The following is a 26,866-nucleotide window of genomic DNA, read 5'->3' on the forward strand; positions in this document are numbered from 1 at the left end:
TCATTGGTTTTCTCGAGCTCCTTCAGCCTTGAAGGCACGCATCTTTGCTGTGGAATAAACGCAGACGACCGCGAAGCAGATCGCATCGACCAGGAAGGACAGGGACATGTTCGAGATGTCCGCGACGAATCCTTGCGCTACTGGAATGAAGGCCCCGCCCACAATGGACATGACGATGATGGCTCCCGCTGTTTCCGTGTGGCGTTTGTCGATCACCGTATCCAAGGTCTGGGAGTAGATGGTGGCCCAGCAGGGTCCGAACAGGCCCGAGACGATAATGGCCGCATAGACGGCGCTCATGTTGCGCACCAGGAGGATGTAGACCAGAGCGGCCAGTCCGAATGCCGAGAACCACTGCAGGACCCGGGCGGGGTGCATGGACTTCATCATGAAGTTGGCAATGACCTTGCCTATGAAGAAGGCGGCGTAGCTGTAGACCATGAAGGTCGATGCCGAGCGTTCGTTGATCGAGGAATTGAGTTCCATGGCCAACCTGATGGTGAAGGACCACACGGCCGTCTGCATGCCCACATACATGAACTCGGTGAAAATGCCCCAAAGGAAGCGGCGGTTATGCGCAAGATAGACCAGTGTCTCGCCGATGCGCGCCTGAGGCTGCTGTTTGGTCGGATCCACCTTGGGCTTGCCTGAGGGGAATTGCGTCAGTGCGAAAAGCACCAGGGCGACCAAGAGGACGAAGATGATGTATTTGTAAGGCAGCAGCGTATGCTGAAGGGCGCGCTCGCCGAAGGCGATGCGGGCCTGTCCGTGAAGTCCCTTCATCTGCCTTTCCAGGCTTTGGCCGGCACCGTAGATCAGATATTTGCCCAGCAGTATGCCGGCTATGGCACCCAACGGGTAAAAGGTTTCAGAGATGTTCAGCCGCAGAGTGGAATACTTCTTCGGGCCCATCAGTGAGCTGAAGGTGTTGGCCGAGGTCTCCAGGAAGCTCAATCCGCAGGCCAAGGCGAACAGGGCAATCAGGAAGAATCCGTAGGTGGCCATGCGCGAGGCTGGGAAGAAGATTGAGCATCCGATGGTGTACAGCGAAAGTCCGATCATGATGGCGACCTTGTATGAGGTCTTCTTGATGATGAGCGAAGCTGGTATGGCAATCAGAAAGTAGCCAAGATAGAAGGCCGTCTGCACAAAGGCGCTGGCAACATTGGACAGCGTGAAGATGGTTTTGAATTGGGTTATGAGTATGTCATTGAGACTGGCGGCTGCTCCCCAAAGGGGGAATAGGCAGGAGAGGAGGATGTACTGGAGCATTGGCGTCCTGTCCAGGTATCCATCATCCAATTCCTGTGCGTGCAGTTTGAACAGATGAAAGGTTGGCGATTGCATAACCCCTCCTTGGGTTTGCATTCGGCGGCCGCTGCGCTGCGCCCGCCGAGAATATAAGAGTCGGCCCGGGGGTTGGCCCCCGGATGCCGAAGTCAGGCCTTGCCGATGATGGCCATGCTGGAGCTGGTGCCCAGGCGTTCGGCACCAGCGTTGATCAGGGCCTCGGCCTCCTGCCGGGTGTGAATGCCGCCGGCGGCCTTGATGTGGATTCTTCCCTTGACTGCTTCTTTAATGATTTCGATGTCGTGCACACTGGCGCCGCGGCTGGCAAATCCGGTGGACGTTTTGACGAAATCGGCGCCCGCATCGGCCACCAGCACGCTGGCCCTTGCGATCTGCTCATCGCTAAGCAGGGCGGTCTCGATGATGACCTTGACCACTTTTCCTGCCTGATGGACCGCCTCGACGACAGCACGAATGTCCTTGGCAACCAGGTCTTCCCGGCCACCTGCCATTTCGCCGATATTGATCACCATATCCAGTTCATCGGCTCCGTTCGCGATGGCTTCCTGGGTTTCGGCGACCTTGGTTGCCGTGGTGTTGGCGCCCAGGGGGAAGCCGATGACGCAGGCAGTCAGGACATCCGACCCCTTCACCCGCTCATGGACGTGGGAAACCCAGTAGGGATTGACCATGACCGAATAGAAATGATTGTCCAGGGCTTCGTCGATGACCTGGTCGATCTGCGCCAGCGTTGCGTCCGGTTTGAGCAGTGTGTGATCGATGAGCCGATTGATCTGCATGGTTGTTACCTCCTTGTGAGCCTCACTGTAACAGTGAATGCACAGAAGTAAAATGCTATAATGAACATATTTTCAAAAATGGATGCTTAATCACCAGCTGGCCATGAATTTCTTTTGCATGTTGGTTCCGCACAACCAGGAGAAGGGAAGGTTTTATGATCGACGATGAACAGCACAGGAATCAAGCTGTCACAGTCTGTCATTGGTATTATGAGGAGGGCTTAGGCCAGAGCGCCATCGCCCGCAGACTGAACGTTTCTCGTCCCACGGTTTCGCGTCTTCTGGCATTCGCCAGGCAGGAGGGGCTGGTCCGCGTGCTCATAACTGATCCTCAGGCTGATTTGGAGTCGCTGGCCAGGAGGCTCAAAGTGGCTTTCGGCCTGCGCGAGGTCAAACTCACCTATGACTCGACCGGTGACGAAGACGCCATCAGGGACAAACTGGGCACGGTTACAGCAGATTACCTGGCCGAGATTGTCGGCGATCACGACCGGTTGGGCATCAGTTGGGGGAGGACCCTCAAGTCCGTAGCCGATCATCTGCGGCCCAATGAGCACAAGGATGTATCGGTGGTGCAGTTGAAGGGGAGTGTCTCCGCGTCCGATTTCAACAACTATGCAGCGGATATCGCCCTGAAATTCGGCATGGCCTTCGGCACCACCACCACAGTGCTGCCCTTGCCGGTCATTTTCGACAATGCCTTGACTCGGGATATTGTGCTCAAGGATCGTTTCATCGACGAGATTGTTCGTCAGGGGGAACGTACCGATATCGCCGTGTTTACCTGTGGAACCGTTCGTGACGATGCCATGCTTTTCAAACTGGGATATCTCTCCCGCAGAGAGATCATCATGCTGCAGCATAAGGCTGTCGGGGATGTGCTTTCACGATTTATAGCTCCGGACGGCTCCATTGCGGATGATGGCATTAACGCGAGAACGGTGGGGATACAGCTTGATCGATTGCGCAAGAAGCCATGTTCCATATTGGTGGCGGGAGGGCCTTCCAAGATAGCATCCATGCGTGCGGCGCTTCTGGGCGGCTATGCCAATGTGCTGATTACGGATTCCCAGGCTGCCATGCGTCTGTTAGAGGAATAGGCGAACCTCTGCAATCGAGGGAATTGCACTGCTTGCCAGTAAACAAGCGTTTGGTCAAATAATGGTCGCGCTCGTATGATTGTTGAAACACCGCTGTACGCTTACTATCAATGCTGATTGTAGATTCCGCAGGAGGTTTCAGCATGCAGGGCACACGATTTACCTATTGGTGGCACGGATTCGATCTGTGACGCCGCGTGCCTTGTAGGAACGGTTGCACGGATCGGAACCCACCGGCCCTGCAGTCGTCGACAGCATTTCCCGTGCATCGTCACCGCATAGTCGGTAGGGCAGCACCAGCGACAATGGTTGTAGTAACCGCATGGGAAAGGACAAGCCAATGACATTGGCGGAGCATATGAATGCCAGGGTCAAAGCTCTGGCACCGAGCGACATTCTCGAGTTCAACAAGGAGATCGCCGGAATAGACGGCATTGTGAAGCTGACCCTGGGTGAGCCTGACTTCTTCACCCCTGAGCACGTGAAGCAGGCGGGCATCCAGGCCATCCAAGACAACCACAGTCATTACACCGAGAGTCGCGGTATGCCCAGTCTGCGTAAGGCGGCAGCGGACTACCTTCAGGCCAAGTACGGACTGGACTGCGACCCTGACAGTCAGATAGTGATTACGGCCGGGGCCACCGGGGGCATCTTCTCGGGCCTCACCGCCATGATCAACCCGGGCGACACGGTCATTCTGCCCACGCCCATCTTTCCTCTCTATATTCCTATTGCCCAGCTGAGCGGCGCCAAGACCGTCTTTGTCGACACATCCGATGACGGCTTCATTCTCAAGCCGGACAAGCTGGAGGCCGCCGTCGAAAACAGCGATGGTCCGGTCAAGGCCCTGGTGCTCAATTATCCGACCAACCCCACCGGCGTGACCTATGCCCGTGAAAATCTGGAGGCTCTGGCCCAGGTGGCGCGCAAGCACGGCTTCTTCGTGCTCAGCGATGAGATCTACGCCGAGCTGACCTACCAGGACACCCATGTATCCATGGGCGCCATCCTGCCCGAGCAGACGGTCGTGCTTGGCGGGGTTTCCAAGTCCCATGCCATGACAGGTTGGCGGGTCGGCATCGCCGCCGGCCCAGCCGACGTCATTGACCAAATCAGCAAGGTCAACGAGTTCACCATCACTTCGGTGACCACCAACGCCCAGTATGCCGCCCAGGAGGCTCTGACTAAGGGCATGAATGACACGGATCCGATGCGCGAGGCCTACCGCAAGCGGCGGGACTATCTGGCCAAGGCCCTGCCCGAGGTCGGTCTGGGCGTGATCGATCCCAAGGGTGCCTTCTACATCTTCGCCCAGCTGCCCGAGGGCATGCGCGACAGCTGGAGCTTCGTCTACGACCTGGCTCGAAAGGCCAAGGTGGCGGTAATCCCCGGAGCAAGCTTCGGGCCCGGTGGGGAAGGCTACGTCCGCATCTCCTATGCGGCCTCCATGGAGGACCTGCATACCGCAGTGGAGCGGATCGGCGACTATATGCACCAAAATCGCGGCTGATCCCTCCGGCGATTCATTCGACAATCATCACCGAGCAACAATCGACGAAGGCAGTTACCAAGGACAGGAACAATGACCAGCATTCTTATGTATTCAGTACGCCCCGACGAGCAGGAGGCCATTCGGGCCTGGGCGCAAGCCAATGACATTCAGGTGGATACTACCGACCACGATCTGGGGATGAAGACCGTGGACATGATCAAGGGATACGACGGCATCGTCATCCAGCAGCACGCGGCCCTGCCCGAGCCCGAGCTCTACCAGCGGCTCAAGGACTATGGCATCAAGCAGCTGACCCTGCGGATTACGGGCTATGACATCGTCAACCTGCAGGCCGCCCGGGAGAATGGACTAGTCGTCACCAACGTGCCTGCCTACTCGCCCCGGTCGGTCTCCGAGCTGGTCCTGGCCCAGGTCATGCGTCTGGTCCGGCATCTGGGGGAGGCCAGCGCTCGCGAGGCCAAGGACGACTATACTTGGGCTGGGCTTCAGGCCCACGAGATCCACAACCTGACCGTGGGGATCATTGGAGCAGGCAAGATCGGATCGGCCGTTGCCAGGATTTTCCGGGCCCTGGGTTCCACCGTCATCGCCAACGACCCGGTTCACCGCCCAGAGCTGGCAGACACTCTTGATTATGTGGATCTGCCCACCCTTTTGAAGCGGGCCGACATCGTCACCGTCCATACGCCGCTGGACGAGACCACCCACCATCTGATCAACGCGCAGGCCCTGGATGCCATGAAGCCCTCGGCCTTCCTGGTCAACGCCGCCCGCGGCCCCATTGTGGACACCCCGGCGCTGATTGAGGCCCTGCAGACCAAGTCCATCGCCGGTGCAGCCATCGATACCATCGAGGGGGAGGCTGGCATCTTCGAAAAGGACCTGAGTGGAGCCAGGGTCGGCAACCAGGCCTTGGAGACCCTCAAGGCCATGCCCAATGTGGAGGTTTCACCCCACATCGGCTTCTACACCGATGCCGCTGTGAACGCCATGGTCAACATCTCCCTGAATGACGTCAAGACCATTCTGGAGGGCGGCACCAGCGAGCATCAGGTGGACTGACGCTATGTTTCCGCGACCCGGACCGGGCGCCGGCCTGCTCAGGCGGGATTGTGCGCAAAGGTGATGGTGCCCTGGTCCGGGTCCATGTTTTCCACAATGGCCAGGGACTTGAGGTTGTAGCCCTCTTTGCGCAGGGTACGGCCGCCCTCCTGGAAGCCCTTCTCCACGGCGATGCCGATGCCTTCAATGACGACCTTGGCATCATGGCAGATGTCGATCAGACCGTGCAGGGCGTTGCCCTTGGCCAGGAAGTCATCAAGGATCAGCACATGCTCGCCCTCCGTAAGGAAGCGCTTGGCCACAATGACGGGGTACTCGCGCTGCTTGGTGAAGGAGTAGATGCGGGCCGTGTACTGGTCGCCGTCAAGGTTGATGGACTGGGTCTTCTTGGCGAAGACCACCGGCACGTCGCCGAAGTGGCGGGCGGCCAGGCAGGCGATGCCGATGCCGGATGCCTCAATGGTCAGAATCTTGTCGATCCTGTGACCAGCGAATAGGCGGGCCCATTCAGCGCCCATGTGGTCAAAGAGCCGCACGTCGCACTGATGGTTGAGGAAGGCGTCCACCTTGAGTACATTGCCAGGCTTGACCGTGCCTTGGCGGCGGATTCGCTCCTCGAGTTCCTGCATGTCATCGTCCTTGTCGTCATGAATGCGGGGCCCCTGTGGTCCCGGCGGATAGACACCAAGATAACCCGGTTCTGGGACTGTGGTCAGGCCGCCCTGATCCGCCAGGTTTCACCTCCAGCGGATTGGAGTGTCTTCCTGGCGTGTCAGCCCGTCAATCCGCGGATTCAAGGTCCTGACTGTTACAGTGAAAATTGACCGCATTGGTCGCGCATCGTCGCGGTGCGTTAAAGGACCTAAGGAGGACCATATGGGGATTCTGGATGATGCAAAGGATGCCATGAAGTCTGCCGGCGAGAAGATTTCCGACGTCGCAGGCGATGTAAAGGACACCGTTATGGACAAGGCATCCGATGCCAAGGATGCCGTTGCCGACAAGATGGGCGACGCCAAGGACGCTGCCCAGGACAAGGCATCCGATGCCAAGGACGCCGCTTCGGACAAGATGGACCAGGCCAAGGCCGATGTCAAGGTGGGCAAGGCAAAGGCTGAGCAGGGCGCCACTGAGGCCGCCAACAACGCCAAGGACCAAATGCGCAACTGACTGGGTCATCTGACTTCCCCGATTTACCCCCGTTCGCTTTCCCCGTCGAAAGCGGACGGGATTTTTATATCTGCTGGCTGACCCCTGAGCCAAGGTCGATGACACCGCTTTGTGGTAGAAATAGTTGGTTGCCGGGTGTGCGCCATCCGGCCTGTGACGGTGACCGAGACCAGATGGCAAGAGGTGGCTTGTGAACGAGGAACCGGACTTGATCCAGCGCAGCGCCAAGGAGCTGCTCAAGGGGCTCAACGATCAGCAGGCCGAGGCTGTTCAATACCAGGGGCCGGCCCTGCTGATCGGGGCAGGCGCAGGCTCTGGCAAGACCCGAGTGCTGACCCGCAGGATCGCCTGGATTCTCAGTCAGTTCGGCGCCTGGCCCAGCCAGATCTTGGCCATCACCTTCACCAACAAGGCAGCTTCCGAGATGCGCGAGCGTCTGCGTCGGCTGATCGGACCCGTGGCCGACCGCATGTGGGTGTCCACATTCCACTCGGCCTGCGTGCGCATTCTGAGGAGGGATGGCAAGGAGATCGGTCTGCGATCGGGCTTCACCATCTACGATACGGCCGATTCCGAGCGCCTGATCAAACTGATTGGCAAGGACCTCAACATCGATCTGAAGCGTTACACGCCCAGAAACATTTTGAGCCACATATCCGACTACAAGAACAACCTGCAGGATTGGCGCACGCAGCTGCAGGAGTATGCCCCCGACTACCGGCCCGGGCAGCGCGGCCAGCAGATTACCGCCCGCTTCGGCAACGAGGAGGAGCTCTACTCCGTGATCTACGCCGAGTACGAGCATCGGCTGGCTCAGGCCAACGCCGTCGATTTCGACGATTTGATTGTGCGCACCGTCCAGCTGCTCCAGCAATCCCCGATGGTGGCGCAGTATTACCACCATCGCTTCCGCTACGTGCTGGTGGACGAGTACCAGGACACCAACCATGCCCAGTATGTGCTCATGCGCGAGCTTGCCGGTGCCGATGCAGGCAAGCAGGAGCAGGCCTGGATCACCGTGGTGGGGGATTCGGATCAGTCCATCTATGCCTTCCGAGGGGCCGATATCAGCAACATCAGGGACTTTGAGAAGGACTTCCCTGGGGCCCGGACCATCCTCCTGGAGCAGAACTACCGTTCAACCCAGACCATTCTGGATGCAGCCAATGCCATCATTGTCAAAAATGAAGGCCGCAAGCCCAAGAAGCTCTGGACCGCCCTGGGCAAGGGGGAGCCCATCGTGGGCTACGCAGCCGACAACGCCCAGCAGGAGGCCGCCTGGATCGCCACCGAGATCGCCAGACTGCGCAGCGAGGAGGGCATTCCCTACTCCGACATGGCCATCATGTACCGGGCCAACGCCCAGTCCCGCGCCCTGGAGGAGGGGCTGATCAACGCCGGTCTGCCTTATCAATTGGTGGGCGGGACCCGCTTCTACGAGCGCAAGGAGATCAAGGACGCCCTGGCCTACCTGCACGCCATCGCCAATCCCCAGGACGACGTGAACATGCGTCGGATACTCAACGTGCCCAAGCGGGGCCTGGCCGCACGTGCCGAGGCGGCGGCGACCTCCTATGCGGATCTGCATCAGGTCTCCTTCTGGGAGGGGGTGCAGCATATTGAGGAAGTGCCCGGAGCTTCCACGCTGATGGTCAAGCGGATGAAGACCTTCAGGGATCTGATCAGCTCCCTGACCGACTTTGCCTCTGAGCACGATGCCAAGCCATCGCAGATTGTTGAGAAGGTCCTGGAGGAGTCCGGCATGTTGGACGAGCTTCGCAAGTCCGTTGACCCGCAGGATGCCTCTCGGCTGGAGAACCTTGGCCAGCTGCAGTCTGTGGCTGCCGAGTTCGAGCAGAAGACTCCTGACGCTACGCTGGCGGGCTTCCTGGAGACCACGGCACTGGTGGCCGATTCAGACCAGCTGCCAGGCTTGGGCGACGACTCAGGCAAAGTGACCCTGATGACCCTGCACACGGCCAAGGGCCTGGAGTACCCGGTGGTCTTTCTGACTGGCATGGAGCAGGGAACCTTCCCTCACTCCCGCTGCCTCGAGGATGCCGACGAGATGCAGGAAGAGCGTCGGCTGGCCTATGTGGGCGTGACCCGTGCCAAGAGACGTCTTTACCTGACGCGGGCGGCCGTCCGCTCACAGTGGGGGCAGGTCAATGAGATGCTGCCCAGCCAGTTCCTGGACGACATCCCTGACGAGCTGATTGACTGGAAGCGTCGGCAGGCGGGCAATGAGCGGATGCGCGCAGGCTGGGACCTTGGTGACGACGAGGACGAATTCGGCGGCTTCGAGGATGAAAGCGATAGCCGTGCATTCGGTCATCGTTCATTCGGCGGGTTCGGCTCCGGCTCCGGTTTTGGCTCTTCCCATAATGTGCATGGGCGCTCGCGGACCTCCTCGCAGCGGTCGTTCGGATCATCCGGATATGGCTCTCGTAGCTCCTCTTCCAGAAGCGGAAGAGTTACGACCAGGCACAGCACAGCAAGCTCATCGTCATCCGCACGCACTGGCAGGGCCTCGGGCCAGCCCAAGTCGAATGGCCTGTCCATTCAGGACTTCTCTTTGGGCGACAGGGTGGCCCACGATCAGTATGGCCTGGGCAAGGTGGTCGATATTCAGGACAAGGGGCACAACTCGGTCTTGACCGTGGACTTCGGTTCCGAGGGAACCAAGAGGCTGATGCTGCGCTTGGCACCGATAGAAAAACTCTGAACGATCGAGACTCGGAGCCTGTCCAGGGACGAGACCGCCGAAACTATACACTCATGACTCTTGCGAGGACAGCCATTCCACGGCTAACTGGGTGCGGTTGGCCAGGTTGGTCTTGGCCAGGATGGCTGAGATGTGATTGCGGACAGTGCCCTCGCTGAGGCAGAGCCGCCTGGCGATGGCTTGGTTGTCGAGGCCGCCGGCCACCAGAGCGACGATTTCGCGTTCGCGGTCGGTCAGTGTTTGGAAGCGCCGGGGAACAGGCTCAGCCGGATTCTTTTGCGACTGTTTGTCCTTATTGCCTAGTGACAGATTAGCCACGGCCTCAGCTCCAAGAACCGTCTGTCCCGCCATGACGGCTTGCAGAGCCGGCACCACTGAAGCCACGTCCTGCTTGATCACATACCCCTTGGCGCCCAAGGCCAGGGCGCGTGAAATATATTCCTTGTCTGCAAAGGTGGTTAGAAAGAGCACACGGGCAGCCGAATCCATGGCGATGATGCGTTCCGCCGCCTCCAGACCATCCATGCCAGGCATCTGCACATCAAGCAACAGAACGTCTGGCTTTCCTCCAGCTGCCTGAAAACTCTCGAGGGCTGACTGGCCGTCACCGGCAGTCCAGAGCACATCTGCAGTACCGGTTGCCGTCAAAATCGTTGACAGGGATGAGCAGACGATCGGATCATCATCAGCGATAGCGACTTTCATGCCATTACCTTCCTACCCTCTTCATGCTCGGCTGGGGTGTGGTCGAACCAAGGCTCCTTAGGCAAGGATACGAAGACCTTCCATCCTTGCTGGTTGGGGCCGCTGTTGGCCGTGCCGCCCAAGGCCCTGGCCCTGGCCTCCATATCGGCCAACCCCATGCCGCGATGGAGCTCTGGCTTCTTTAAGTGCGAGCTGTCAGGCTGCGATTGCTGAATCCCGCCGTCGTCCTGCACCACCATCTGCCAGAAGGCTGGGAGGTCGCGCAGGATAACCTGCGCTGACTTGGCTGAAGAATGGCGGACCGTATTGGTAAGGGCCTCGCGAACAATGGTGGCCAAGCAACGGCACACTGGTGCAGGCGCTGCCTCAATGCCATTGTTCAGATCGACCTGCAGCTGCCCCGTCGAAGCTTCGGAGCTGGCTTCCTGCATCTGGGATGCGAAGTCAGTGCCCTCATCCTCCAAGTCATGCACGGAACGACGAATTGTGGTCATGGCCTCGTCCAAGGTCTTGCCGACACTGTCCAGTAGCTGCTCGGCACTCTGATCACCCTTGCTTTGAGCCACCACGCAGCCAGCCTGGATCTGCACGATGGCACGGGTGAGCTGGTGTCCCACATTGTCGTGAATGTCTCGGGCGATTCGGGTCCGCTCGGATAAGTGTGCCATCCGGGTCGCCTGGGCCCTCTCCTCGTCCAGGTCGTTGATGCGGCCGCGCAGTTGGCGAATCTGGTAGCGCTCGGTGTCTTCAATCTGCCATACACGCTCCTTAGCCTCCGCCAAGCGCGCACATGCCAGACCGCCGCCTTGCGCCAGTGCTGATGTCAACAAAGTCAGCAGCGCATAGCGCTGGGTGAAGCCTCTGAACAGTATGAGGTCAGTGATGGCAGGTATCAGCCAGAAGAATGCCGGCAACAAGTCCAAGAGCAGCCTTGAGTCCTTGGCCAGGGAGTCTTTCATGCCGACTGATCCGGCAGTCGGGACTATGGCTCCGAGTCCAACTCCCGCCTCGAAAGCCAGCGCTGGCAAAAAGAAAAGCCAGACTGGTATGAATGTTGCCAAAAGCGACACCAGGGCACCACCCAACATGGAACCTGGCGCTGGCAACGTCCATTCACACAGGGCTCCTACTGCTACCGAGGCCAAGAGGCCAGCGATCAGGGTTGCTGAAACCCCTGAACCATACCATGATCCGCATAAGGCCCCCAGACCAACCAGGGCCAGCCAGCCAGCTATCCTGCCCATGAATGTCTCCTCGCCCTGTTGCTCTATTGTCCTAAATAGTAATTGGCGGACTACCCGTTCCTGCGCCGATCCACAGGCGGGAGCACCCATGACAGATGTCATTAATCTGATTCGAGCATTTACAATTTTGATGACAACTGTCACGGTGTTGGGCCAGCTGCAGCTGGGATGATGGAATCATGAACAGTTCACATGAGCAAGAGCCGGCCTTGAAGGTCAGCGCATTGGTGAAGCGCTACGGTGACACGGTGGCCTTGGACCACTTCGACATGGAAGTCGGTCGTGGCGAGGTATTCGGACTGCTCGGCCCTAACGGTTCAGGCAAGTCAACTGCCATCAACTGCATCCTGGCCTTGCTCAGCTTTGAATCGGGAACGGTTCGCATATTCGGGCAGGAGATGACCCCGACCTCCTACGATCTCAAAAGTCATATCGGCGTGGTTCCACAGAATGTGGCCGTCTTCAATGAACTGAGCGTTCAGGAGAACATCGACTATTTCTGCTCCCTCTACGTGCCCAAGAAGGCCGACCGCAAGGACCTGGTCGAGCAGGCCATCGACTTCGTGGGGCTGGGCGATTTCCGCAAGTTCCGCCCGGGCAAACTGTCGGGCGGCCTGCTGCGCAGGCTCAACATCGCCTGTGGCATCGCCCACCAGCCCGACCTCATCTTTTTCGATGAGCCCACCGTCGCCGTTGATCCCCAGAGCCGAAACGCCATCCTGGAGGGCATCGAACGGCTGAACGACCAGGGGGCCACCGTGGTTTACACCAGTCATTACATGGAGGAGGTGGAGCAGATCTGTACGCGGATCATGATTATGGACCATGGCCGTCAGATTGCCCTAGGCGCGGCTGAGGAACTCAAGGGCATGGTCCAGGCCGGTGAGCAGGTCACCGTCGAGACTCTGGACCTGCAGGAGTCCACACTGGCCAAAATCCGCGCCCTGCCTCTGGCTCAATCTGTCGACTATGACGGCAAGGAGCTGGTCATCCGCTGCCGCCAGGGCGAGCACAACCTGCAGGACGTGTTGACGGTCCTGGAATCCACCCAGACCAGCTACGGCCACCTGACCAGCCGTCCGCCATCCCTCAACGACGTTTTCCTGGAGCTGACCGGCAAGGAACTGCGTGACTGAGCGCGGTCCATAGGCTCAATTGCCGTAAGGAGCACATATCTATGTGGAACTCATTCCTGATCAACGTCAAGACCTCGATACGCAACACCTCCTCCCTTTTCTGGGTCCTGGCCTTTCCGGTCATTCTGGCCGCTCTGATGCTGGGCATCATGGGCAACCTGCAAGACGGCTACACTGCCGAGGCACAGCATTTCGCCATAGTCTCGGACAGCAACTGGAAAGCCAGCCCAGGTGCTGACGAGCTGGTTTCCTCACTATCGAAGAAACCCAAGGCTGGGTCCGACGACACTCAGCTGCTTATCCCGACGACGGTGGCTACCAAGGCCGAAGCAGACACGCGTCTGGATAGCCGGAAAGACATCGGATACCTGTACGCGGGCTCTGACGGTCTGGTCAACATGGTCCTGTGCGACCGTGAAGCAGCCAGCATCCAATCCGATTCAACCGCTTCCGAAGGCATAGCGGTCTCCATTCTCTCCGCTTCGCTGGGCAGCTTCAACCAAGCAAAATCCGCAAGGTCTACCAAATCCTCACCGAGTACTCAAATTCTGGTGCGATCCGGCGGACAGACCTACACCAAGCAAATCCGCCTGACGCACATCCACCCTTCGATGACCGCGCCCTACTTCTTCGCTGTGCTCGCTATGGCCTGTCTTATCGGTGCCAGCACCGCAGCTGAGATGATTGCCAGGACTCAGCCCAACCTTTCAGCCTTGGGAGCCCGACGGGCCAGTTCTCCCAGCCCCAAGTGGCGGCAGGCAGCGGGTGCCTTTCTGGCCTCCTGGCTCTTCTCCGCAGTCAGCCTCCTAGTCGCCTATATCTTCGTCCGAACAGTCTGCGGCGTGCAAATCGGCGGTCGTGACCCGATAGCACTCATAGCCATCGCCGTGGGCACCTTTATGGCTACCGCTTTCGGCTCTATGATGGGTGCGATTCCCAAACTCCCCATCGAAACGAAGGTTGGTTTGGTCGTCGGCATCGACTGCACCCTGAGTGCCTTTATCGGCCTCTATGGCAGCTTGGCTATGGACCTCAACAATGCCATACAGGAACGCGCTCCGGTCCTGCACCTGATCAACCCCGTCAAGCAGGTCTCCAACCTTTTCTACGACATCGTCTACTACGACAGCCTGGCACCCTTCGCCCGCACCTGCGGCATCCTGGTCATTATGGCCGCCATCTTCCTGGCTGCCTGTGGTCTGCTCCTAAGGAAACAACGGTATGAATACTTGTAAAACAGCACTGCGCGTCATCTGGGCGCATAAGTTCTACCTCCTCCTGTATCTGGTGGGCATGAGCCTGATCATGATTGTCATCGGTTCCACGAATATGCAGGCCGCGGTGCGTGCCAATGCCTCAAGCTCGGTTGGGCGCTTCGAACCCGCACGTGCGAAGGTAGCCGTCATCAACAGGGATTGCGGTGACCAGGTCGGTTGCGAGCTGGGCCGGGGTCTGGAGCAGTATCTGGGCAAGTCGGCCCAGCTGGTGACAGTCGAAGATAGGCCACAGGCTTTGCAGGACGCAAATGTATCCGGCAAAAGCGATTTGACCATTATCATCCCAGCCGGATATGGGCAACGCTTCCTTGAGGCGCTTGAAGACACTGCTGCCCAAGCTCCCAGCGGCGGTAAGACGCTTGGTTTTCCGAAAGTTGAAACGGCGGCCTCCTATAATTCCAGCCGTGGCAGTCTGGCACAACTGCAGGTGGACAGCTATTTTGATGCTCTTCGTTTTGCTGTGCTTGCAGGTCGAGGACAAAACGGCTCGATGGAGCTGCATTCGTCGGCAGTGTTCAAGGATGCGGCCGCCTATGCAGTGGCCCACTATGCCGACAACCAGCCACATGTGAGCATCCATGCCAGCCCAAAGGGCGACAATAGAGCACTGTCGGAAGGCTTCGCTACGACAGTTGGCCTGGCTGCCTTTCCCTTGATGACAGCGCTGACGGTCAGCGTCGCCACGCTCTTCGCCGCGTTCAGCTCTCCTGACCGACGTCGGCGCCTGCTTGCCTCCCCAATGCGATCAAGCAGTCTGAATGGACAGGAGCTCACGGCAGCCCTCATCCTGGCAGGCATCTCCTGGGCCTACTATGTGGCACTCGTTGCCTTCAGTATGGCGGCTTCTGGGGTGTCCTTGGCTTCACTGGGCTGGGGGAGGGTGCTGCTGAGCTTTGTCGCCATGCTGATATTCGCGGTATCGGCGGCATCCTTCGGATTCATGCTTGCTCAGTTCAATCCTTCCTCTTCGCTCATAAACTCTGTAGGCGTCATCTTCGGCCTGGTGGTTATGTTCACCTCCGGGTCAAGTACCGGCGGCAGCCTGCCTCCGGTCATGCAGACCATCGGTAAACTGACTCCGGGCTGGTGGTACAACACCGCTGTCCAATCAATAGTGGATGCAAGTGCGGCAGATTTGGCCTCCTGGGGTCTTCCGCTTACTGTGGTTGCCTTGTTCGCACTGGCCTATTCCTGCGTTGGTCTCATGGTCTCCCGCCTGACACGCACCCGGGCCACCCTGGTCGCTCCTGCTGGCTCCGATCCTAGTATGATCGGGTAGCTTACCTGCATTCATATAATCTTCAGGCCAGACCCATCGCTGTCCAATCTGTCGACGGTTTTGCTCGCGGTAAGTTACCGAATATAAAATTATTATTGAATAATAGAGCCAGCTGAAGTTTTAGATAGCGCCAAAGCCAAATGCAGTACAACTGAAGAAGTAGATGACATGAACATACTTGTTATTCAAGGATCACCCTATGAAGGTAGTTTTAGCCATGCCAACGCCCAGGCTTACGCACTAACTGCCCGGCGTAAGGGTCACGCGGTCGAGATGATCGACCTCAGCCAAGAAGACTTCGACCCGGTGCTTCGTTACGGCTATGCCAAGCACATGGAGGACGAATCAGCACCTAAGCGTTATCAAAGCATGGTTGCCCGAGCCGATCATCTGGTCTTTGTCTTCCCCATTTGGTGGGCAGGTGAACCAGCCATCCTCAAGGGCTGGTTGGATAGGGTACTCACGCCACAATTTGCCTACCGGTACGGGAGCAGTCTCAAATCGGAGGGACTGCTCAAGGGCAAGACGGCGCAAATCATCAGCAGCAGCCATGGGCCGGCCTTCGTCTCCAAGATGCATGGTTCCACCGTGACCCGATGGAAGTATTCCATCCTAAAATTCTGCGGTATCAAATTTACTGGGGCCAGCATTCTGGGCCGCATCGACTCGAAGGTTGATACGCCTGGACGCCGCAAGGCCTTCACTCGGAAGATTTGCAAGACAGTGCCTTCAGCAAAGTAAGACCTGTCAGCCTTTAAGCGATGGACCTTTGACCGTCAATGACGAAAAGCGCTGGCGCGGCATTCAAAGGGCATACGCCATGCCAGTCATTCGTCCGGTTTCATGGCCAGCCTGGCGATCAGACATGTCAGCAGTGTCACCATGACCACTCCAGTGATGATCAGGGTCATGGGGCAGTGGTCGATCAGCGGGCCGAAGGCGGCTTGTCCCAGCGGAATCGCACACATGCATAGACTATTGGTCAGCCCTATCACCTTGCCTATCAGCCTTGCAGGGGTATGAATCTGCTCATAGGACAGGGAAGTGATGCTGACCGTCTGCACTATTCCCGCTGCCAGAGCTATGCATCCGGTTACCAGTGCGAAGAGGACATGAGTAGGCGAATGCAGAAGCAGTCCTGCTGCAATGGGCAGGAGAACCAGGGCGCTGGCCGAGAGCAGCATGGGTATTCGTTGCAGATTGAACCAGGCTGGACGGATGGACACCAAGACGGCTCCAAGCAGGCTTCCGCAGGCCAGTATTCCTTCGGCCAGCCCCTGCATGGCATTGCTCAGGCCCAGCGTGCGAGTGACCATATAGGGCAGGGCCACGTTGATGTAGGAGGCAAAGATCAAGTTGGCCGCCAGGCTGAGTCCTATGACCACTTTGAGGTTGCCATGCCTGACCAGAAATTGTGCAGCCGCTTTGGCATCCGCGGCCAGATGGCTCACCAGTGCTCTTGGGCCTTGGGAGGAGCCCTGTGCTGGTTCGGGAATCCTGACGGCGATCCTGATCCAGACAGCAGAAATAAGACAGACCAAGGCGGCAATCCCGACCGTTTGCATGATTCCGAAGAATCCCATGACCATGCCGGCCAACACTGGTCCGATCATTCCTACGAGGGAGATCGCCTGGGAAACCAGGGCTGATGCACGGGTCAGGTCTTTTCTGTCTACCAAGCAGTGAAGGGCTGCTTGCACCGTTGGGCTGTAACAGGCCCTATAGGTGTTGACCAGCATCATGCAGGCCACGGTCAAAAAACGGGGTCAATTTTGTGGCCGATCAGAATGTACAAGAAGGCGGTCAATACCGAGAGAATGTCCAGCACTGCCATGGTGGACTGCTTGTGCAGTCGGTCAGCCAGAGCTCCGCCCAGGGGGGGTCAGGAGTATGGATGGAAGGACGGCCAGTGCGGATGCCATGCCATAGAGGGATGCCGATCCTGAGATGTTGAGCAGATGAAGGGGAAGGGCGAAGACCAAGCATGTCTGCCCTAGATTGGAGAGAATCTCAGTCGTCAAAAGGGCAATGAACGGCGGTGCCAGCAACCCTTTGCCTGAGGTTTGGTTGTGAGCGAGCGGGTTCATATGCTCCACTCGCCTTCGGTCTTTTCTTTGCCGCCTCCTTTGGCATCGGTGCCGAAGGAGGACAGCAGGTCGGAGAACCCTTGGTCCTCCAGGGGGATGCCCAGGCCCTGCAGGATAGAGAAAAAGCAAGCGACTCTGGTGCGCAGTTCCGCCTGTGTTCCCCTACGAAAGAAGGGAAGGAGCCACATATTAGCCAGCAGGCGGAAGATCTCTGCAGTTTGTTCGACGTGGTCCACATGCATTGAACCGTCCTGGTTGCCCTGCTTGATCAGGTCGACAAAGTCGTCCCGCTCATCCACCAAGGCGGTGAATTCCATGCCGATCATCTTAGGATTGGCCTTTGGGTTGAATTCGCGGAACATCAGATCCGCGGCCTCCAGCCTCTTTCGCGCCCGCTCGGGAGAGAAGAGCGACTGCAGCTGCCTTAAAGCCGTGCCTTGCTTCGACCGGGCATGGACCTTGCTGGTCGTCTCGCTCACAGTGTTCATCAATCTATTGGCCACAGCGTCGAAGAGGTCTTCCTTGGACTGGTAGTGATGGTAAACAGCTCCCTTGCTCAAGCCTCCTGTTGCATTGATGATGTCCTGCATGCTGGTTTTGTCGTAGCCTTGGCGCTTGAAGAGCTCGTTAGCGGCTTTGATGATTCGCTCCTGCGTCAGTTCAGGGTGTGGATTGCGAGCCATAGGCGTCTTCCTTTCAGGTCGATGACGATAGGTCATCGTCGGTTGGTTGGGGGAGTCTGCCTGTCATGACTCATTATCATACCGACCGTTGGTATGAATATATCACAACATACTCTTTGCCTCAGGTCGGGCACATGTGGTTTAATTAACACTTGGTTTGCGCATTTGTGCGCGAATCTATCTGGAGTCTCAGCCCATCAATGGGTCGGCGGCCGCAAGGTCGTTCGTGCTTGGCACGGTGAAGCATTGGAGAGGCCTGACTCGACGGTTTCGGCCGTCTTCGTTCAGATAACGACAGAAGCAAGTAAGGATTGCATCAATGACTAACATTCAGCGTGCGCGTCGCCAGGTCCGCCTGTCCCGCGCTCTGGGCATCGCCCTGACTCCCAAGGCCCAGCGCCTGTTCGAAAAGCGCCCCTATGGCCCAGGCGAACACGGCCGCAGCCGCCGTCGCACCGAGTCCGACTACGCTGTTCGTCTGCGCGAGAAGCAGAGGCTGCGCGCCCAGTACGGCGTCTCCGAGAAGCAGCTGCGTGCCGCCTATGAGCGGGGCACCCACGAGTCCGGCCAGACCGGTGCAGCCATGCTTCGCGAGCTGGAGTGCCGCCTGGACAACCTGGTCCTGCGCGCTGGCATCGCACGCACCACCGCCCAGGCTCGTCAGTACGTGGTCCACCGCCATATCCTGGTCGACGGCAACATCGTGGACCGTCCTTCCTACAGGGTCAAGCCCGGTCAGACCATTCAGGTCAAGCCCAAGAGCCAGACCATGGTGCCCTTCCAGATCGCCGCAGAAGGCGTCCATAGGGACGTGCTTCCTGCAGTCCCCGGCTACCTAAACGTGGACCTGGCCTCCCTGAAGGCCACCCTGGTCCGCAAGCCCGAACCGGAGGAGATCCCGGTTCAGATCAACATTCAGTACGTGGTCGAGTTCTACGCTCGCTGATCGCGAAAAATCTCGGGGCCCCGGTTCGTCCGGGGCTCATCGCATTTCAGGTTCTGACGCTCCCGTTGGGATTTGCGTGGGATAATGGGGTCATGTTGCTCCATCTGTATGCTGTCCGCCATGGACAGACTTATTTCAACCGCTACAACCGCCTCCAGGGCTGGTCCAACTCGCCCTTGACCTCATCGGGGCTCGAGGATGCTGATCGTGCGGGCCAAAGATTGAGCAAAGTGAGCTTTGCGGCCGCCTACTGCTCGGACACTACACGCGCCCAGGAGACAGTCCGCAGAATCCTGGACCAGAACCAGTCGGAGAACAAGCCTGAGCCGGTCAGCGACAGTCACTTTCGCGAGCAGTTCTATGGCTATTTCGAGGGGCAGGACATGGCCATGGCCTGGTGGGCTGCAGGCGCGCCACATGGAGCAGGAACCTACCAGCAGATTGTGGACCAGTTCGGTCTGGCCGCCACCAGGGACTTCCTCAAGGAGGCCGACCCCTTTGGCGATGCGGAGTCCGACAGCGAGTACTGGACGCGCATTGCCGGCGGATTCGCCCTGATTGCAGCCGATCCGCATCTGAAAGATGGCGACCGCGTCCTGCTGATCTCGCACGGCAACACCCTGCTCAGTCTGGTCAACCGCTTCGGCGGCGGTCGTTACGACACCAGCTGCCGCCCGAGCAACGGAAGCGTCACAATATTCGACTTTGATACGGAAGCCCCCTTTGAGCGCGCCCTGCAGGTTCAGTCCTTCAACCGCTGAATCGGCTTCAACCGGCCGGTCGTGGCCTAGTCTGATAGACGGTGCGTGCTAGCGTTGTCCCCAGTATCGTACCAATGGAAGAGAGGTAGCAGATGGGCGTAGGAGAGATTGCCGGCCTGATAGCGGCCATTGCTTTCGCTATCCTGGCGGGGTTTCTAATCTATCCCCTGATTCGTCTGGGGAAGCTCTTCGACCAGTTGGCGCAGACCATCAAGCAGGCGGGCGACCATGTGGTGCCCACCCTGGACGAGTCCGCCAGCACGGTCACTCAGCTCAACCAGACCCTGACCGACATCAATCGCATCTCCGCAGCGGCCTCGACCACGGCAGGCAACGTCGGCGCCCTGACCGACCTGTATGGATCAATGCTGGGCAAGCCGGTCATCAAAGTGGCAGCCTTCCTCTATGCCCTGCGCAAGACGATCTCGTCATTCCTTTCAGGTAGTCGCGACAACGCCGAATCCAATCCCTCCACAGCAAAAAAGACCAATGACGGTCAAGGGAACGAGGGGAGGACCCGCTGATGTTCAAACGGATCTTCTGGATGGGGCTGGGCGTCACGGCAGGCGTGGTCCTGGTGACCAAGGCAGAGGCCTATGTGAGGGCCAATACCCCGAAGCGTGCGAGGGAATTCGTGCTGGGTGAGGACCAGGACCAGGTAGCCTCACGGACCCTGTCCGGTCTGGTGCGCCAGTTCACCCAGACAATGCACCAGCGGCAGGACGAGCTGGACCGCCGCTATCTGGACCGTTTCCAGGGCTGAGCCCGGGGCGGACAGGTCAAGGCAGACGCGCCTGGCCGGTATAAAATCACCATATTCAGCTAAGAGTCCGGAGTGAGGGCGACCTGCTCGCACCCCGTACAACCGAGTCATTTAGACAACCCGTAATCCCCTCGGTGTTTGCCGGGTCTGAAGGAGCAGAAGCAGCATGCGCACATCGGAAATCGCCAAGCGTTTCCTCGATTATTTCCAGGGCAAGGATCATCTGGTGGTTCCCTCCGCCTCCTTGATTTCGCCCAATCCCACCACGCTCTTCACCATCGCCGGCATGGTTCCCTTCATCCCCTACCTGCTGGGGGAGCAGACCCCGCCCAAGAACCGCATGGCCAGCAATCAGAAGTGCGTGCGTACCCTGGACATTGATGAGGTGGGTAAGACCACCCGTCACGGCACCTTCTTCCAGATGCTGGGCAACTTTTCCTTCGGCGATTACTTCAAGGAGGAGGCCATCCACTATGCCTGGGACCTGCTGACCAAGCCCCAGGACCAGGGCGGCTACGGCTTCGACCCCGAAACGATCTGGGTCACCACCTACACCGACGATGACGAGGCTCGTTCACTTTGGAAGAACGAGGGCTTCGACCCAGAGCACATGGAAATCCTGGGCATGGAGGACAACTTCTGGACAACCGGCGGCCCCGGCCCCGGCGGACCGTGCTCCGAGATCTACGTGGATCGCGGCCCTGCCTATGGCAAGGAGGGCGGTCCATCGGCAGACGAGAACCGATACATCGAGATCTGGGATCTGGTCTTCGAAAACTACGAGGTGGACAATGTCCGATCCAAGACCGACCTGCACATCGTGGGCGAGCTGGAGCACAAGAACATCGACACCGGTGCCGGACTGGAGCGTCTGGCCTACCTGCTTCAGGGCAAGCAGAACATCTATGAGACCGACGAGGTCTACCCTGTCATCCAGGCGGCCGAGAGCCTGTCTGGTCGGCACTACGGCGACGACGCCCAGGATGACGTGCGCTTCCGTGTGGTGGCCGACCACGTCCGCTCGGCCCTGATGATCATGAGCGACGGAGTCCGCCCCAGCAACGTCGGTCGTGGCTACGTGCTGCGTCGTCTGCTGCGCCGGACCATCCGCTCCATGAAGATGCTGGGCGTGGACCAGGAGGTTCTGCCTCAGCTCTTCCCAGTCTCCAAGGAGGCCATGGCCCCCAGCTATCCGGAGCTGAACGACACCTTCTCTGATGTGTCCGAATCGGCCTATGGCGAGGAGCTGTCCTTTCGCCGGACCTTGGACAAGGGAACCACCCTTCTGGATACTGCCGTCAACAAGGCCAAAAGCGGGAAGGGCGAACCTGAGGTGTCCGGCAAGGATGCCTTCACTCTGCACGACACTTATGGGTTCCCCATCGAACTGACCCTGGAGATGGCTGCCGAACAGGGAGTCAAGGTCGATCAGGACGAGTTCCGGAAGCTCATGAACGAGCAGAAGTCCAGGGCTCGCGCCGATGCTATGAAGAAGCGACACAACGTGGACCTGAGCGTCTACGACGATATGCGCAAGAGTCTGGCCGAGCCTCAGGTCTTCCTGGGCTACACTGACTTTTCCAGCCGGTCAACCGTCCTGGGCATCATCCAGGAGGGCAAGGGAGCGGTTCCGGCTGTCAAGGCACCTGCCCAGGTTGAGGTGATTCTGGACCGCTCGCCCTTCTATGCCGAGGCCGGCGGTCAGCTAGCCGACCAGGGTGAGATACTGACCGACGATGGGGCCGTCCTTGAAGTGGACGACGTGCAGAAGCCCATCAAGGGGTTGACCATCCACCGCTGTCGGCTGACCGAAGGGACGCTGACCCTGCAGGCCAAGGTCACGGCCACCATCGACCGGAAACGGCGCGGCGCCATCGCCCGCTCACACACCGCAACGCACATGGTCCACAAGGCCTTGCGAGAGGAACTGGGTCCCCAAGCCACGCAGCGCGGTTCTGAGGATGCGCCCAACAGGCTGCGTTTCGACTTCCAGTGGTCGCAGGCCCCCAGCCGCCAGGCCATGGATGCGGTGGAATCCCGCGTCAACGACCGCCTGCGAGACAACCTGGCCGTGACCACGCAGGAGATGAAGTACGACGATGCCATCGCCCTGGGCGCCATGCACCTGTTCGGGGAGAAGTATGGCGACGTGGTCCGTGTGGTCTCCATTGGCGAGGACGGCTGGAGTCGTGAGCTCTGCGGGGGAACCCATGTGGACCATGTGGGCAAGATCGGCGCGGTCTCCATCATGTCCGAGGCCTCGGTGGGCACCGGCGTTCGTCGTGTTGATGCCGTAGTGGGTCAGGGGGCATACGAGTACAACGCCCGTGAGCACGCCCTGGTCTCGCAGCTCTCAGACAAGCTCAACGCCCGCCCTGACGAGCTTGAGTCCAGGATCTCTGCCCTGCTGGCCAAGCTCAAGGAGTCCGATCGCCGACTGGCAGCAACCTATGAGCAGCAGATGTCCCAGGCTGTGCCAGAGCTGGCCAACCATGCTCTGCACGCCCCAGGCGAGGTCAAGATCGCCTCTCGGAATATGGCGCATTTTGGCTCGGTCGATGCTCTGCGCAAGACGGTAACCGACCTGCGGGTCCGCATGGGCGATGAATACCCGGTTGTGGTTGCTTTGGCCGGTGTCAGCGAGGATGAGAAGCCTGTCATCTTTGTAGCAACCAATCAGGCTGCACGTGACCGCGGTCTTAGGGCCGGCGACCTGGTCAGGACGGCATCCAAGGTCCTGGGAGGCGGCGGTGGTGGCAAGCCTGACTTCGCCCAGGGTGGTGGCCAGGATGCTTCAGCCATTGATCGGGCCTTGAAAGCCCTAAGCGATCAGGTCCGAGAGGGCTGAGCCTCCTGTGCGATTACAGACAGGCGCGTGGCTGGGGGTGGATCTTGGCGAAGCCAGGGTGGGTCTGGCCCTGTCGGACCCTGAGCTGACCCTGGCCTTCCCCGTTGGCAACATCAGGGTTCAGGGCGATTACTTCCAGGCCTTGGACCAGGTGGAAGACCTGATCATGAATAAATGCGTGTCCAGGGTCGTAGTCGGTCACCCCCTGCTCCTGAGCGGCCAGGCTGGTCGCAGCGCTAAAAAGGCGGTCCGTTGGGTGCGCGCCCTGACTGGACGTCTGCAGAAGGCCGCTCAGGATGCTGGCATCGCCCCCGATCAGCTGCCCAGTGTAGTATTGCTAGACGAACGATTGACGACCGTCAGCGCCCATCGTCAGCTATACGATGCCCGTGTTGACGGGCGAAAACATCGTCCTATGGTCGATCAGCAGTCCGCTGTTGTACTGCTACAGTCGGCCCTGGATGACCAACGTGTCGACAAGGAGTGGTAATTGGCCGACGACATGCAGGAATTCTTCCAGGACAAGGTCCAGTGGGTTGCCGATGGGCAGGCACCGGTTTCCATCATGCCGCCGCGTCCTCCTCGTTCACGTCGTGAGATGCGCCGTCGGCGTGAAAGGCACAAGCGCCGTCAGCGGATTATGGTTCTCCTCATCGCTTTGGCCGTGGTGGTTGCTGCCTCCTGCGTGGTGATTCTGGTGGGCGGGCTACGCCATGGAACTCCCAGGATCGTAGCCACCAAGGAAGTCGCCCCTGATTATCCCGGCCCTGGTGGAGCGCCGGTGGAGTTCACGGTCGAGAGCGGCCAGGGGGCTGATCAGGTCGGTGCCAACTTGGTCAAGGCTGGAGTGGTCAAGTCCACGGAGGCCTTTTTGCACGCCATCACCAGCGCCCAATCCGAGTCCAGGCTGGTGCCCGGCACCTTCGATCTGCGTCTGCGGATGAAAGCCTCCGATGTCGTGACCATTCTGACTGACCGGAACAAGGCCGGAGGCTTCCTACAGGTAAGGGCCGGCGAGCGGGTACGTGATGTGATTGCCAGGGCCGCTCAGCTCTCTGGGGTGCCGCAGAGCGAATTCGATGCCTTGGTTCAAGCCAAGGGGGATGGGATTCTGCCCCAGGAGGCCCAGGGAGGCTTTGAAGGTTGGCTGCAGCCCGGGGAGTACGATGTGCGCAAGGCCGGGTCGGCCAAGGCCATCCTGACCAACCTGGTCTCCAAGCGTATTGAGCATCTGGATCAGCTGGGCGTACCCGGAGGTCAGGAACGGCAGACCATCCTGAATACAGCCTCGATTACCGAAGCCGAGGTCAACAAATCGGAATACTACGGCAAGGTGGCAAGGGTCATCGACAACCGCTTGGCCAAGGGAATGCCCTTGGGCATGGACAGCACGGTGGCCTACTCCAACAACGTCTCGGCCTTGAAGCTGACCGATGCCATGCTGCAGAACGCCGACGACCCCTACAACACCAGGGTCCACCAGGGCCTGCCTCCAGGCCCCATCGGCAGCCCGGGAGACGAGGCCATCCAGGCGGCCATGCACCCGGAGTCGGGCAACTGGCTCTATTTCGTGACCGTCAACATGGACACGGGGGAGACCAGGTTCAGCGACAACCAGGATCAGTTCAACCGAGATGTCAAGGAATACAAGGCCTGGGAATCAAAGCACAACGAGCAGAACAATTAGCACCATTTTCTTGGAATTTGAGGATCCCAACCCCGGTCAGGCGCTTGCCGGCTCTAGATGGCATCAATGGCCAGGGCCACTGCCGCTGCTGCGAGGATGACCGGGACATAGGCCAGCGAGAGAGGGTTGTTCGTTCTGGCCGACCTGCGGCGACGAGCCAACCAGACCAGAGCCAGGGAAACCAGCCCCAGCAGGCCCATCATCAGCCACCAGACCAGAATGGTCGTCCATCCCAGGACAGACAGGCTCAGGGCGACCAGACCTGTAGCCGTCACGTCGCCCAGTCCCAGAGCGCCGGGTCGGATTAGGGCCAGCAGGAGCTGAAGTCCCGCACATGCCAGAGTCAGCAGCAGGCACTGCGCCAGTAGCGTCGGACGGCCCTTGATCAGGGAAAAGACCAGCAGGGTCACGGTCTGCAGCACCAGCCCGAAGAGCACCAGAAGACGTGGGACTCGCCGGGAGCGGATGTCTATCAGGGCCAGGAGGAGGGCGGTGAGCAGTCCCGGCGCTGGGATGAGGTAGACCATCTTCTAAGATAATCATACGTAGCCCTAACCTGGCAAACGAGGAACAAACGAGGAGCTTGAATATGTTGCGCTGGCAGACGGCAGGGGAATCCCACGGAGAGGCCTTGGTGGCCATGATGGAGGGTCTGCCCGCCGGTGTCGCCGTGTCCACCAAGGATATCGAATCGGCTTTGGCCCGTCGTCGGCTGGGCTATGGCCGTGGGGCCAGGATGGGATTTGAGCAGGACAAGGTGCGACTGCTGACCGGAGTCAGACATGGACGGACGCTCGGTTCACCAGTGGCCGTCGAGATCGGCAACACGGAGTGGCTCAAGTGGGAGCGGATCATGAGCGTGGACGAGCTGCCTGCCGATCAGGAGCCCCCGGCGACCGGTCGCAACGCCCCTCTGACCAGGCCCAGGCCAGGCCATGCCGATCTGACTGGTATGCGCAAGTACGGGTTTACGGATGCGCGTCCAGTCCTTGAGCGCTCATCTGCCAGGGAGACCGCCTCCAGGGTGGCCTTAGGATCGGTGGCTGCCGACTTCCTGCAGCAGGCCCTGGGCATACGGACCGTTTCCCACGTCATCTCCATAGCCGGGGTCGGGCTGGAGGGGCATGAGGCTACGCCCGGCCCTGAAGACGGACCCGCCCTGGATGCCTCTCCGGTCAGGACCTTGGACAAGGACGCTGAGAAGCGGATGGTGGCCAGGATCGATCAGATCAAGAAGGACGGCGACACCGCCGGTGGGGTCTTCGAGGTCATCGCTTATGGCGTGCCTGCAGGACTGGGCACTTATGTGGAGGACGATCGGCGTCTGGATGCGGCCTTGGCCAGCGCCTTCATGGGCATTCAGGCCATCAAGGGCGTGGAGATCGGTGATGGATTCAGCGAGGCTGATCGCCCCGGATCACAGGCCCATGACGAGATGGAGCCCGGTCCTGACGGCACCATCCGCAGACTCAGCAACCACGCGGGCGGCCTGGAGGGTGGCACATCCAACGGCCAGCCCATCAGGGTGAGGGCCGCCATGAAGCCTATCTCTTCGGTGCCCCGAGCCCTGCGGACGGTGGATGTGGCCACCGGCCAGCCTGCCCAGGCTATCCATCAGCGTTCCGACGTGACTGCAGTGCCTGCCGCCGCAGTGATCGGCGAAGCCATGATGAACCTGACGCTGGCACGATTCGCCTTGGAGAAGTTCGGCGGCGACTCGCTCGAGGAGGTTCGGCGCAACGCCCAGGCCTACCTCCAGTCTTGGCCCGAGCATCTGCGGTAGGGGGCGG

The 26,866-nt window shown here is 59.4% G+C and carries 25 protein-coding genes; 17 read left to right on the forward strand and 8 right to left on the reverse strand.

The window, feature by feature from the left end; all coding sequences use genetic code 11:
• Together fucP and deoC are read right to left on the reverse strand one after the other, a co-directional pair.
• Complete coding sequence (gene fucP / locus J3U06_RS03990) at positions 1-1,347, reverse strand: L-fucose:H+ symporter permease (protein WP_267444385.1); 1,347 nt, start codon at positions 1,345-1,347, stop codon at positions 1-3.
• A 92-nt stretch (positions 1,348-1,439) separates the two neighbouring features.
• The gene (deoC, locus tag J3U06_RS03995) at positions 1,440-2,090 is read right to left on the reverse strand and encodes a deoxyribose-phosphate aldolase (protein ID WP_267399846.1); all 651 of its coding nucleotides are present in this window, start codon (positions 2,088-2,090) and stop codon (positions 1,440-1,442) included.
• Positions 2,091-2,245: 155 nt separating this feature from the next.
• Between deoC and J3U06_RS04000 the strand changes: the two genes are divergently transcribed.
• The 3 genes from J3U06_RS04000 to J3U06_RS04010 all read left to right on the forward strand — a co-directional run bounded on the left by J3U06_RS04000 (position 2,246) and on the right by J3U06_RS04010 (position 5,765).
• Entirely contained in the window at positions 2,246-3,190 is a 945-nt protein-coding gene (locus J3U06_RS04000) for a sugar-binding transcriptional regulator (RefSeq protein ID WP_267444386.1), read from the forward strand.
• A 340-nt stretch (positions 3,191-3,530) separates the two neighbouring features.
• Positions 3,531-4,700, forward strand: coding sequence for an aminotransferase class I/II-fold pyridoxal phosphate-dependent enzyme (locus J3U06_RS04005; protein ID WP_267399849.1), 1,170 nt, complete (start codon positions 3,531-3,533; stop codon positions 4,698-4,700).
• 72 nt (positions 4,701-4,772) lie between these two features.
• The gene (locus tag J3U06_RS04010; RefSeq protein WP_220235921.1) at positions 4,773-5,765 is read left to right on the forward strand and encodes a D-2-hydroxyacid dehydrogenase; all 993 of its coding nucleotides are present in this window, start codon (positions 4,773-4,775) and stop codon (positions 5,763-5,765) included.
• A gap of 38 nt (positions 5,766-5,803) precedes the next feature.
• On the opposite strand, the gene J3U06_RS04015 is transcribed toward J3U06_RS04010, so the two are convergent.
• A complete protein-coding gene (locus J3U06_RS04015; protein WP_220235920.1) occupies positions 5,804-6,394 on the reverse strand; it encodes a xanthine phosphoribosyltransferase in 591 nt (196 codons plus the stop codon).
• Between the two features lie 247 nt (positions 6,395-6,641).
• Here J3U06_RS04015 and J3U06_RS04020 point away from each other — a divergent pair, with 247 nt between their 5' ends.
• Together J3U06_RS04020 and J3U06_RS04025 are read left to right on the forward strand one after the other, a co-directional pair.
• Positions 6,642-6,935, forward strand: a complete 294-nt coding sequence (locus tag J3U06_RS04020; protein ID WP_220235919.1) for a hypothetical protein — start codon at positions 6,642-6,644, stop codon at positions 6,933-6,935.
• Between the two features lie 190 nt (positions 6,936-7,125).
• Positions 7,126-9,660, forward strand: a complete 2,535-nt coding sequence (locus J3U06_RS04025; RefSeq protein WP_267399853.1) for a UvrD-helicase domain-containing protein — start codon at positions 7,126-7,128, stop codon at positions 9,658-9,660.
• A 51-nt stretch (positions 9,661-9,711) separates the two neighbouring features.
• Here J3U06_RS04025 and J3U06_RS04030 read toward each other — a convergent pair whose 3' ends face one another.
• Together J3U06_RS04030 and J3U06_RS04035 are read right to left on the reverse strand one after the other, a co-directional pair.
• Positions 9,712-10,365 carry a response regulator transcription factor gene (locus J3U06_RS04030; protein WP_267399854.1) on the reverse strand — a complete coding sequence of 218 codons (654 nt, stop codon included), beginning with the start codon at positions 10,363-10,365 and terminating at the stop codon, positions 9,712-9,714.
• Positions 10,362-11,609, reverse strand: a complete 1,248-nt coding sequence (locus J3U06_RS04035) for a sensor histidine kinase (RefSeq protein WP_267399855.1) — start codon at positions 11,607-11,609, stop codon at positions 10,362-10,364. The genes J3U06_RS04030 and J3U06_RS04035 overlap by 4 nt, the downstream gene beginning before the upstream one ends.
• 179 nt (positions 11,610-11,788) lie before the next feature.
• Here J3U06_RS04035 and J3U06_RS04040 point away from each other — a divergent pair, with 179 nt between their 5' ends.
• The 4 genes from J3U06_RS04040 (at position 11,789) to J3U06_RS04055 (ending at position 16,042) form a co-directional block, all read left to right on the forward strand.
• Positions 11,789-12,745: an ABC transporter ATP-binding protein gene (locus J3U06_RS04040; protein WP_220235915.1), complete on the forward strand. Its 957-nt coding sequence runs from the start codon at positions 11,789-11,791 to the stop codon at positions 12,743-12,745.
• A gap of 41 nt (positions 12,746-12,786) precedes the next feature.
• Positions 12,787-13,980 (forward strand): ABC transporter permease, encoded by a 1,194-nt coding sequence (locus J3U06_RS04045; protein WP_267399857.1) that lies wholly within the window; start codon positions 12,787-12,789, stop codon positions 13,978-13,980.
• A complete protein-coding gene (locus tag J3U06_RS04050) occupies positions 13,967-15,301 on the forward strand; it encodes an ABC transporter permease (protein ID WP_267444387.1) in 1,335 nt (444 codons plus the stop codon). Before J3U06_RS04045 ends, J3U06_RS04050 begins: the two co-directional genes overlap by 14 nt.
• A gap of 168 nt (positions 15,302-15,469) precedes the next feature.
• A complete protein-coding gene (locus tag J3U06_RS04055) occupies positions 15,470-16,042 on the forward strand; it encodes an NAD(P)H-dependent oxidoreductase (protein ID WP_267399859.1) in 573 nt (190 codons plus the stop codon).
• Positions 16,043-16,128: 86 nt separating this feature from the next.
• Here the strand turns inward: J3U06_RS04055 and J3U06_RS04060 are convergent, their stop codons facing one another.
• Positions 16,129-17,043 carry an MFS transporter gene (locus J3U06_RS04060; protein ID WP_324123882.1) on the reverse strand — a complete coding sequence of 305 codons (915 nt, stop codon included), beginning with the start codon at positions 17,041-17,043 and terminating at the stop codon, positions 16,129-16,131.
• A gap of 341 nt (positions 17,044-17,384) precedes the next feature.
• Complete coding sequence (locus tag J3U06_RS04065) at positions 17,385-18,071, reverse strand: TetR/AcrR family transcriptional regulator (protein WP_267444388.1); 687 nt, start codon at positions 18,069-18,071, stop codon at positions 17,385-17,387.
• A gap of 319 nt (positions 18,072-18,390) precedes the next feature.
• Here J3U06_RS04065 and rpsD point away from each other — a divergent pair, with 319 nt between their 5' ends.
• The 7 genes from rpsD (at position 18,391) to mltG (ending at position 25,076) form a co-directional block, all read left to right on the forward strand.
• A complete protein-coding gene (rpsD, locus tag J3U06_RS04070) occupies positions 18,391-19,017 on the forward strand; it encodes a 30S ribosomal protein S4 (protein ID WP_267444389.1) in 627 nt (208 codons plus the stop codon).
• A gap of 92 nt (positions 19,018-19,109) precedes the next feature.
• The gene (locus J3U06_RS04075) at positions 19,110-19,778 is read left to right on the forward strand and encodes a histidine phosphatase family protein (protein ID WP_267444390.1); all 669 of its coding nucleotides are present in this window, start codon (positions 19,110-19,112) and stop codon (positions 19,776-19,778) included.
• A 92-nt stretch (positions 19,779-19,870) separates the two neighbouring features.
• Positions 19,871-20,302, forward strand: coding sequence for a DUF948 domain-containing protein (locus J3U06_RS04080; protein WP_267399868.1), 432 nt, complete (start codon positions 19,871-19,873; stop codon positions 20,300-20,302).
• Positions 20,302-20,541: a hypothetical protein gene (locus J3U06_RS04085; protein ID WP_024627396.1), complete on the forward strand. Its 240-nt coding sequence runs from the start codon at positions 20,302-20,304 to the stop codon at positions 20,539-20,541. Before J3U06_RS04080 ends, J3U06_RS04085 begins: the two co-directional genes overlap by 1 nt.
• Positions 20,542-20,707: 166 nt before the next feature.
• Positions 20,708-23,389, forward strand: a complete 2,682-nt coding sequence (gene alaS, locus J3U06_RS04090; protein ID WP_267444391.1) for an alanine--tRNA ligase — start codon at positions 20,708-20,710, stop codon at positions 23,387-23,389.
• Positions 23,390-23,396: 7 nt separating this feature from the next.
• Positions 23,397-23,879, forward strand: a complete 483-nt coding sequence (gene ruvX, locus J3U06_RS04095; protein WP_267399871.1) for a Holliday junction resolvase RuvX — start codon at positions 23,397-23,399, stop codon at positions 23,877-23,879.
• Positions 23,880-25,076: an endolytic transglycosylase MltG gene (mltG, locus tag J3U06_RS04100; protein WP_267399872.1), complete on the forward strand. Its 1,197-nt coding sequence runs from the start codon at positions 23,880-23,882 to the stop codon at positions 25,074-25,076.
• A 53-nt stretch (positions 25,077-25,129) separates the two neighbouring features.
• Here the strand turns inward: mltG and J3U06_RS04105 are convergent, their stop codons facing one another.
• Positions 25,130-25,603, reverse strand: coding sequence for a prepilin peptidase (locus J3U06_RS04105; protein WP_267399873.1), 474 nt, complete (start codon positions 25,601-25,603; stop codon positions 25,130-25,132).
• A 62-nt stretch (positions 25,604-25,665) separates the two neighbouring features.
• Between J3U06_RS04105 and aroC the strand changes: the two genes are divergently transcribed.
• A complete protein-coding gene (gene aroC, locus J3U06_RS04110) occupies positions 25,666-26,859 on the forward strand; it encodes a chorismate synthase (RefSeq protein WP_220235903.1) in 1,194 nt (397 codons plus the stop codon).
• Positions 26,860-26,866: the final 7 nt, after the last annotated feature.

This window comes from Bifidobacterium sp. B4142, assembly GCF_026537325.1.
In the GTDB taxonomy this organism is placed as follows: domain Bacteria; phylum Actinomycetota; class Actinomycetes; order Actinomycetales; family Bifidobacteriaceae; genus Bombiscardovia.

What these genes read in the sequence shown, in the direction of transcription:
- fucP (WP_267444385.1), bottom strand. Translation starts at nt 1,347, where the DNA reads ATGCAATCGCCAACCTTTCATCTGTTCAAACTGCACGCACAGGAATTG.
- deoC (WP_267399846.1), bottom strand. Translation starts at nt 2,090, where the DNA reads ATGCAGATCAATCGGCTCATCGATCACACACTGCTCAAACCGGACGCA.
- J3U06_RS04000 (WP_267444386.1), top strand. Translation starts at nt 2,246, where the DNA reads ATGATCGACGATGAACAGCACAGGAATCAAGCTGTCACAGTCTGTCAT.
- J3U06_RS04005 (WP_267399849.1), top strand. Translation starts at nt 3,531, where the DNA reads ATGACATTGGCGGAGCATATGAATGCCAGGGTCAAAGCTCTGGCACCG.
- J3U06_RS04010 (WP_220235921.1), top strand. Translation starts at nt 4,773, where the DNA reads ATGACCAGCATTCTTATGTATTCAGTACGCCCCGACGAGCAGGAGGCC.
- J3U06_RS04015 (WP_220235920.1), bottom strand. Translation starts at nt 6,394, where the DNA reads ATGCAGGAACTCGAGGAGCGAATCCGCCGCCAAGGCACGGTCAAGCCT.
- J3U06_RS04020 (WP_220235919.1), top strand. Translation starts at nt 6,642, where the DNA reads ATGGGGATTCTGGATGATGCAAAGGATGCCATGAAGTCTGCCGGCGAG.
- J3U06_RS04030 (WP_267399854.1), bottom strand. Translation starts at nt 10,365, where the DNA reads ATGAAAGTCGCTATCGCTGATGATGATCCGATCGTCTGCTCATCCCTG.
- J3U06_RS04035 (WP_267399855.1), bottom strand. Translation starts at nt 11,609, where the DNA reads ATGGGCAGGATAGCTGGCTGGCTGGCCCTGGTTGGTCTGGGGGCCTTA.
- J3U06_RS04040 (WP_220235915.1), top strand. Translation starts at nt 11,789, where the DNA reads ATGAACAGTTCACATGAGCAAGAGCCGGCCTTGAAGGTCAGCGCATTG.
- J3U06_RS04045 (WP_267399857.1), top strand. Translation starts at nt 12,787, where the DNA reads ATGTGGAACTCATTCCTGATCAACGTCAAGACCTCGATACGCAACACC.
- J3U06_RS04050 (WP_267444387.1), top strand. Translation starts at nt 13,967, where the DNA reads ATGAATACTTGTAAAACAGCACTGCGCGTCATCTGGGCGCATAAGTTC.
- J3U06_RS04055 (WP_267399859.1), top strand. Translation starts at nt 15,470, where the DNA reads ATGAACATACTTGTTATTCAAGGATCACCCTATGAAGGTAGTTTTAGC.
- J3U06_RS04060 (WP_324123882.1), bottom strand. Translation starts at nt 17,043, where the DNA reads ATGATGCTGGTCAACACCTATAGGGCCTGTTACAGCCCAACGGTGCAA.
- J3U06_RS04065 (WP_267444388.1), bottom strand. Translation starts at nt 18,071, where the DNA reads ATGGCTCGCAATCCACACCCTGAACTGACGCAGGAGCGAATCATCAAA.
- rpsD (WP_267444389.1), top strand. Translation starts at nt 18,391, where the DNA reads ATGACTAACATTCAGCGTGCGCGTCGCCAGGTCCGCCTGTCCCGCGCT.
- J3U06_RS04075 (WP_267444390.1), top strand. Translation starts at nt 19,110, where the DNA reads ATGTTGCTCCATCTGTATGCTGTCCGCCATGGACAGACTTATTTCAAC.
- J3U06_RS04080 (WP_267399868.1), top strand. Translation starts at nt 19,871, where the DNA reads ATGGGCGTAGGAGAGATTGCCGGCCTGATAGCGGCCATTGCTTTCGCT.
- J3U06_RS04085 (WP_024627396.1), top strand. Translation starts at nt 20,302, where the DNA reads ATGTTCAAACGGATCTTCTGGATGGGGCTGGGCGTCACGGCAGGCGTG.
- alaS (WP_267444391.1), top strand. Translation starts at nt 20,708, where the DNA reads ATGCGCACATCGGAAATCGCCAAGCGTTTCCTCGATTATTTCCAGGGC.
- J3U06_RS04105 (WP_267399873.1), bottom strand. Translation starts at nt 25,603, where the DNA reads ATGGTCTACCTCATCCCAGCGCCGGGACTGCTCACCGCCCTCCTCCTG.
- aroC (WP_220235903.1), top strand. Translation starts at nt 25,666, where the DNA reads ATGTTGCGCTGGCAGACGGCAGGGGAATCCCACGGAGAGGCCTTGGTG.